5 protein-coding genes and 3 pseudogenes are annotated in these 5,881 nt (G+C 42.5%); 6 read left to right on the top strand and 2 right to left on the bottom strand.

Annotation, left to right across the window (positions count from 1 at the left end; genetic code table 11):
* Positions 1 to 107, top strand: a pseudogene (locus H735_RS31815) (transposase); the annotation flags it as partial.
* Here the strand turns inward: H735_RS31815 and H735_RS31950 are convergent.
* Positions 92 to 604, bottom strand: a pseudogene (locus tag H735_RS31950) (MSHA biogenesis protein MshA); the annotation flags it as partial. The pseudogenes H735_RS31815 and H735_RS31950 overlap by 16 nt on opposite strands.
* Before the next feature lie 405 nt (positions 605 to 1,009).
* On the opposite strand from H735_RS31950, the gene rarD reads away from it, so the two are divergent.
* The 4 genes from rarD (at position 1,010) to H735_RS29120 (ending at position 3,839) form a co-directional block, all read left to right on the top strand.
* Positions 1,010 to 1,915: an EamA family transporter RarD gene (gene rarD / locus H735_RS29135; protein WP_020197924.1), complete on the top strand. Its 906-nt coding sequence runs from the start codon at positions 1,010 to 1,012 to the stop codon at positions 1,913 to 1,915.
* A gap of 105 nt (positions 1,916 to 2,020) precedes the next feature.
* The gene (locus H735_RS29130) at positions 2,021 to 2,407 is read left to right on the top strand and encodes an MAPEG family protein (RefSeq protein ID WP_020197925.1); all 387 of its coding nucleotides are present in this window, start codon (positions 2,021 to 2,023) and stop codon (positions 2,405 to 2,407) included.
* Positions 2,401 to 2,934: a hypothetical protein gene (locus H735_RS29125; protein ID WP_020197926.1), complete on the top strand. Its 534-nt coding sequence runs from the start codon at positions 2,401 to 2,403 to the stop codon at positions 2,932 to 2,934. The genes H735_RS29130 and H735_RS29125 overlap by 7 nt, the downstream gene beginning before the upstream one ends.
* A gap of 365 nt (positions 2,935 to 3,299) precedes the next feature.
* Positions 3,300 to 3,839: a phosphatase PAP2 family protein gene (locus H735_RS29120; protein ID WP_020197927.1), complete on the top strand. Its 540-nt coding sequence runs from the start codon at positions 3,300 to 3,302 to the stop codon at positions 3,837 to 3,839.
* A gap of 56 nt (positions 3,840 to 3,895) precedes the next feature.
* Here H735_RS29120 and H735_RS29115 read toward each other — a convergent pair.
* Positions 3,896 to 5,138, bottom strand: a pseudogene (locus H735_RS29115) (endonuclease/exonuclease/phosphatase family protein).
* Between the two features lie 368 nt (positions 5,139 to 5,506).
* Between H735_RS29115 and H735_RS29105 the strand changes: the two are divergent.
* Positions 5,507 to 5,821 carry a DMT family transporter gene (locus H735_RS29105; protein WP_020197929.1) on the top strand — a complete coding sequence of 105 codons (315 nt, stop codon included), beginning with the start codon at positions 5,507 to 5,509 and terminating at the stop codon, positions 5,819 to 5,821.
* Positions 5,822 to 5,881: the final 60 nt, after the last annotated feature.

The following is a 5,881-nucleotide window of genomic DNA, read 5'->3' as shown; positions in this document are numbered from 1 at the left end:
TTATTGAAGCGGAATGCTGCGCAGATCATATTCATATACTTTTAGAGATACCACCGAAGATGAGTGTTTCCTCGTTTATGGGGTATTTGAAAGGAAAAAGTAGCATTTCGAGAGTATAACTTTCACTCTCGGTCTTTGGTGGAGCGTACAAGATACCACACTGCGTTGTGGGCGAATTTTTGTCATCGCGAGCTGATATTACAACCTGAATGTTGTCAATTTGAGTCACTTTCCAATCACTTTCTGCATATTGGTTGTCTAGCTCAGCAACCAGAATTGCATGGCTAGTTTCATTGGCATCTGGATAACCATACCTAAAAGTGCATGACTCGCTTCCTGATGTGTCATATCTGGGGAAAGGTAAAACTACGGGACCTTGACCCGAACCCGCGTCAGTATGTTTGTTGGAAATGTAAGGAAAGGTCTCCAATCCTACTACCGCCATTTTCCCAATCCCGAGATCTGAAGCGATTGCACCTTTCATACCTTCTAAACGAGCTTCGTCTTGAATGTTTAAAAAGCGTGGCGCGGCAGTAACAGCACGGATGCCAAGAATTACGATAACAACAAGCTCAATTAAAGTAAAACCTGATTTTCTTTTCATAAACCACCTTTAAGTTGATTTGATACGATAGTCTAATATTTATGTGTTTTATGGTGCCATAGGCTGCTAAAGTTCATCTTTGGTAAATTTTATTGGCTTATTCACTCTAAATGTAGTGTGATTACATTTCCATACTTTTGTTCTTGATAGCATTCGTTTTATAAATGTTATGATAGGGCACCACTGATTTTGTAAGTAGCAAAATGTGAGACTTAAGAACTCAGATAGTGAAACATTTTGATTGTGTTTTTAATGGCTTTGGCGCACTTACGCTGTGTTTTGTTAGTGGTATTACCGCCGTGGTTCAAGGCCTAGCATTGTAAAGTTGAGTCATCGTTTCAAATTCGCTTTACAAAAGCACTTTGCTCTATAGAATCACCTCACTTTTTATTTGTCGAGTTAGTTATGAACAGCAATCGTTACGGCAACTTTATGGCTGCATTGTCCTTCGTCATTTGGGGACTGTTGCCAATTTACTATCGCTTTTTACCAAACGCATCGATGGATGAACTGCTAGCGCTGCGTATTATTGGTTCAGTGCCTGTAGGGTTTGTTCTCGTTCTGGCGATCACGCGTCATATGCCAAAATGGTCTGCGATCTGGCAGGATAAAAAATCGCTTTGGTATACGTTTGTTGCCAGTAGCTTAATGTGCATTTCTTGGGTGGCATTCACTTGGGCGTTAACGAACAACCGCGTCATTGATGCGAGCTTAGGCTTCTTTATTGGCCCATTAATCTCTGTTGCACTCGGCGTGTTTGTGTTGGGTGATAAGCTCTCAAAAGGGCAGTTCATCGCGATTCTTCTGGCGACTATCGGCGTGTTATATCAAGTTATTCAGTACGGTCAATTACCACTGGTCGCTCTGACAATGGGGATATTCTTCTCTCTTTATGGTTTGCTTAAGAAGAAGATTAACTTTGATTGGAGTACGACGCTGTTTATCGAAGCGGTAGTGCTGACGCCAATCGCACTCACTTACTTAATCGTAAAACAAGTGACAGTGGGCGAGTTGGCCTCAACCGTGGATATGACCACCTTTATGCTCTACTTGGGGAGTGCGCCTGTGACACTTTTGCCGCTGATTTTCTATTCGATTGCGATTCGCATCACCAATTTATCGACGGTGGGGTTGATGCAGTACATTGAGCCAAGCTTGCAGTTCGTACTGGCTGTCGTGTTCTTTGGTGAGGTGTTCGACAGCGTTAAAGCGGTGACTTTTGCCTTTATTTGGGTGGGTCTTCTGTTCACGATCTTCGAGGGCATCGCTAAGCTATCAAAAAGAAAAAAGCTTGCTGACCACTCAATTTAACCAATTCCTTCTTTAGATTCATAGGGCTAGCTTATATTTAATATATAGTTAGCCCTTAGTTTTCGTTATTCGAATGCTATCGCAATATCTAAAGAAGGAAGATTTATGATCACCGCTCTCTACGCATCCATTCTCGCTTTACTGCTCATCTGGCTCGCTTTTCAAGTAATCAAACAACGACGAAGCAACAAAATCGCTTACGCTGACGGTGGCGTTGAAGCGCTTCAAATCGCCCGAAGTGCCCAAAGCAACGCAAGTGAATACATTCCTATTACTCTGATTCTTATGGCACTCGTCGAATACAACGGTGCATCGGTTTGGCTGATTCATCTTAGTGGTATCGCATTCGTCATTGGGCGCATTATTCATGCGCGAGGAATATTAGGTGAAGACTTAAAAGGGCGCGTGACCGGGATGAAGTTCACCTTCTTTACTATGATTGGTTTAGTGGTGCTGAACTTAATCTGCTTACCTTACGGTAATTTATGGTAAAAAACGCGACTTACTTACCTCCAGCTTGGCTACTGGTTCTTATCGGATTGGTGCTAAATATCGCGGCGATCGTACTGACGAGCGTGGTGCTCGATAAACTAGGAAAAGAAACCAGTTTGTTGGCCGATCAAAAGACCGACAACTTGTACTCCATTCAATTGGCGTGGAACAGTGTAGAAACGCTTGAGAGAAAGCGAGAAGTGTTGCTACTGCATCTCCATTTGTCCCCAAGCGAAGCGGTGTCTGAAGAGATGAATCAAGTCCTACAAGGACACCTTTCTGCATGGACTGGGGAGAAGGTTAGCGCCATTGAGATCACCCAACTGCCCAACCTTATGTCTGAAATCAACCAAGCTCAAGCTAACTATCGGAATCGCATCGACAGTTACTACCTAGAAAACCTTGAGGTAACTGAAGTCATGTTGAGTTTGGAAGAAAAGACCGCATGGTACAAAAGCATTGGACTGTTTTTGCAGGTTTTTGGCTTAACTTTGATTTTAGCGCGAGACCTTGCTCGTAAACCTTAATGCCCAGTGTAACTTGTTTGCTATTTGCAAAAGACTGTTTGCAATATGCATATGATTTTATCTCGCAAGAGTGATTATTCGTTCAAACTAGATGCAAATGGTTGAATAGCAATCGGTTTGAGTGCATCAGAAAGCTGGCATGCCTAATGCTTTAGTTATAGCGACCCTTTTAAGCCGAGGGTCACCTAGCCAACTGACGTTGTTAGTGAACCCAATTGTTCACACGTATATACAGCCAATCACATCTCTTGTGGTTGGCTTTTTTTCACAATCAATTCACGTTTTAATTGTTACAGTTTCCAGTCGAACAATGGCGACTGCTGTGGTAGTTTTCGCGCGCATATAAATTCTAATCGGTTGTATTAATGAAGAAAATTGTACGTTTAGTTGGTGTTGTCTCTATTTTTGGCGCTCAATCGGCAAACGCGATGAGTGAAAAAGATTGGGACGTGCTTACCGATATCGGTGCTTATGGGTTGGTTGCAACGGCTGCCGCAGTACCCGCATATAAAGGGGACTGGGAAGGTTTTTGGCAAGCCGGTTTCAGTATTGGCGCTGCGTCAGGAATTGGTTTGATTGGTAAAACGACCATCGATGCGGAGCGCCCAGACAAAAGTGGTAATGACAGTTTCCCTTCTAACCATACGGCTAACGCTTTTGCTTCGGCGACAAACCTTTATTTACGTTATGGTTGGGAAGCGGGCTTACCTGCTTATGGGGTCGCGACTTTAGTTGGTGTTGGTCGAGTAGAGGCGAAGAAACACTATTGGCGCGATGTACTTGCTGGTGCCGCTTTAGGAACCTTGACCGCATACGTGTTCACTGACGCTTATGATGAAAATGTTCAGCTTGTTCCTTGGGTGACGAGCGAAGATATGGGCGTATCACTTACATACCGTTGGTAGTTTGATCGTTGATAAACAAAAAGCCTCGGCATAAACCGAGGCTTTGTTGTCGCTTATTAAAGCTCTACTTTGATCGAAACTAATCGATGATATGATGAAATAGATTTGGCATTTCCGTAGCCAATTCTATCGTCATTCATCAGTTTTCTTCCATCTTCAAAGCTTGCTGGCCAGAAGACAGCAGAGTCAACTACGTTCATCTCGCTCGATGGAATTACATGGTCAAGCCTTAATCCAGACGTGCTTGTTACTTGATTTGGGTAAGGAGTATCCCAGTTTTCTGCTTTACATTCCCCGTTTGCAAGACACTCTGGACCACCCCAACTTGAAGGTGCTAACGTACCGCATGTTGCGTTCGTATTTACATTCTTGTGGTTCATCAGGTCATTAATTGCGGTCAGATATTGTGAATTTTGTTGTCCATTGCAGCGTTATTGAAAATTGGTGGCGTCGGGTGAGACATCAAAACATGAACGGTTTCAATTGTTCCATCTTCTTTAGTGATTTTGATAGGCGCGTCGACATGGTTTTTCGATGATAGCGGCATGTTTGCCCAAGCTTCCTCGTTGTACCATTCTTCACCACATGTTAAGCCATTGTCGTCACAGTCAACAATAACTGGTTTTTTTCTCCAGGCATATCGCTCCATTTAAAGTTTTGGAAAGTACGCGTGTTTTCTTTATCAATAGGGAACTGAGAAATTAGAGCGAAAGCGTATTGACCGTGGTATGTACCGTAACCCCATGCATCATTAGCACCACCAATCGAACCATTGCGGTCCAGATCATAACCGCTCTGAAGGCCTGTATTTGTTGCATAGTTTTCAAAATAAGGGAAAGCGATAGGTTCTTGCAGATCACCACCATCAATACTATTCAAGCTTTGAGGTACAGCTAAGTAATTCAAGCGGAAACCAGTAATTGCAGCAACATCTTTGCCTTCACCATCGTTATTGAATTCTGCCATCAAAAGAACAGCAGGCTTCTCATGTTGAATGATCGCTGCCACATTTCTAATTTGAATTACTTTTTCTGTTTTCGCTTTGTCTGCATCATTCAATGTGTCATCTTTCCAACCTTGAATGAGCTGTTCTTGCTCTTCAGCCGTTAGCTTCATTTCTTCAACAAGATCTTTATAAGTGTTTCGATCAAATGATAGGTTGAACGCTGCGAACTTAACGTCTTTTGCAACTGTTACTGGAGGCTCAGAAGGATAGTAGTTGTTTGTCGTATCGTCATTACAGCCAGTTAAAAGCGCTGCACCAACAAGGAGAGCAAGAGGAGTTTTGATGTATTTCATGGGGATGTCATACCTTATAATTGGATTCGCACAAATACTAAAGTTATCAGTAGCCTTTGTAATCGAACTAGGTCACGCAAATGATTGCGTAGTTACACGTTTGCTCAAGTTTTGTGTGATTAATGCAATAAATGCATCATTTTCAACAGCAGAAGGTTATATTCAAACTGTTAAATAATGATGTCTATTTTATTTAATGTGTTTGGGTTTGTATTTCATATTAATCAGTTTGGATAGACTTTGTTCGCTACTCATCTGAGTTTTAGTAGTGGGAAATTTTTCTTTATACTAGGCGTCTAACAGAAGTGAGGACGACCTCACCGCTCTTTTCTTTCTCGGGGACGACCCCAATCGTTAGGAATCTCTCAATGGCTTGGGCAATTCTTTTTCTTGCTGGTCTATGCGAAGTCGCATGGGCGGTCGGGCTAAAATACACCGAAGATTTTAGTAAGTTTGCACCATCTGCATTCACTATTGGATTTATGGGGTTGAGCTTTTGGTTACTGGGTATCGCACTAAGAACGTTACCGCTAGGCGTTGCTTATGGCGTTTGGGTGGGTATTGGTGCGATAGGTACCGTAATTGCCAGTATCTATTTATTTAATGAACCGGCCACACTAATCAAGCTAATCAGCTTACTGCTCATTGTTGCGAGTATCGCGGGTTTGAAGTTTGCAGCTTAGCGTTACAAATACAGCCAAAAGAAAAGCGAGGCTATATGCCTTAATGCCGATCAGTTAAAC

This window comes from Vibrio owensii CAIM 1854 = LMG 25443, assembly GCF_000817815.1.
Taxonomy (GTDB): Bacteria; Pseudomonadota; Gammaproteobacteria; order Enterobacterales; family Vibrionaceae; genus Vibrio; species Vibrio owensii.
The sequence above is the reverse complement of the archived record's forward strand: the minus strand, read 5'-3'. Positions and strand labels throughout refer to the sequence as shown.

Bases quoted from the DNA above. Each gene is read 5' to 3' on its own strand.
- rarD (WP_020197924.1), top strand. From the start codon at position 1,010: ATGAACAGCAATCGTTACGGCAACTTTATGGCTGCATTGTCCTTCGTC.
- H735_RS29130 (WP_020197925.1), top strand. From the start codon at position 2,021: ATGATCACCGCTCTCTACGCATCCATTCTCGCTTTACTGCTCATCTGG.
- H735_RS29125 (WP_020197926.1), top strand. From the start codon at position 2,401: ATGGTAAAAAACGCGACTTACTTACCTCCAGCTTGGCTACTGGTTCTT.
- H735_RS29120 (WP_020197927.1), top strand. From the start codon at position 3,300: ATGAAGAAAATTGTACGTTTAGTTGGTGTTGTCTCTATTTTTGGCGCT.
- H735_RS29105 (WP_020197929.1), top strand. From the start codon at position 5,507: ATGGCTTGGGCAATTCTTTTTCTTGCTGGTCTATGCGAAGTCGCATGG.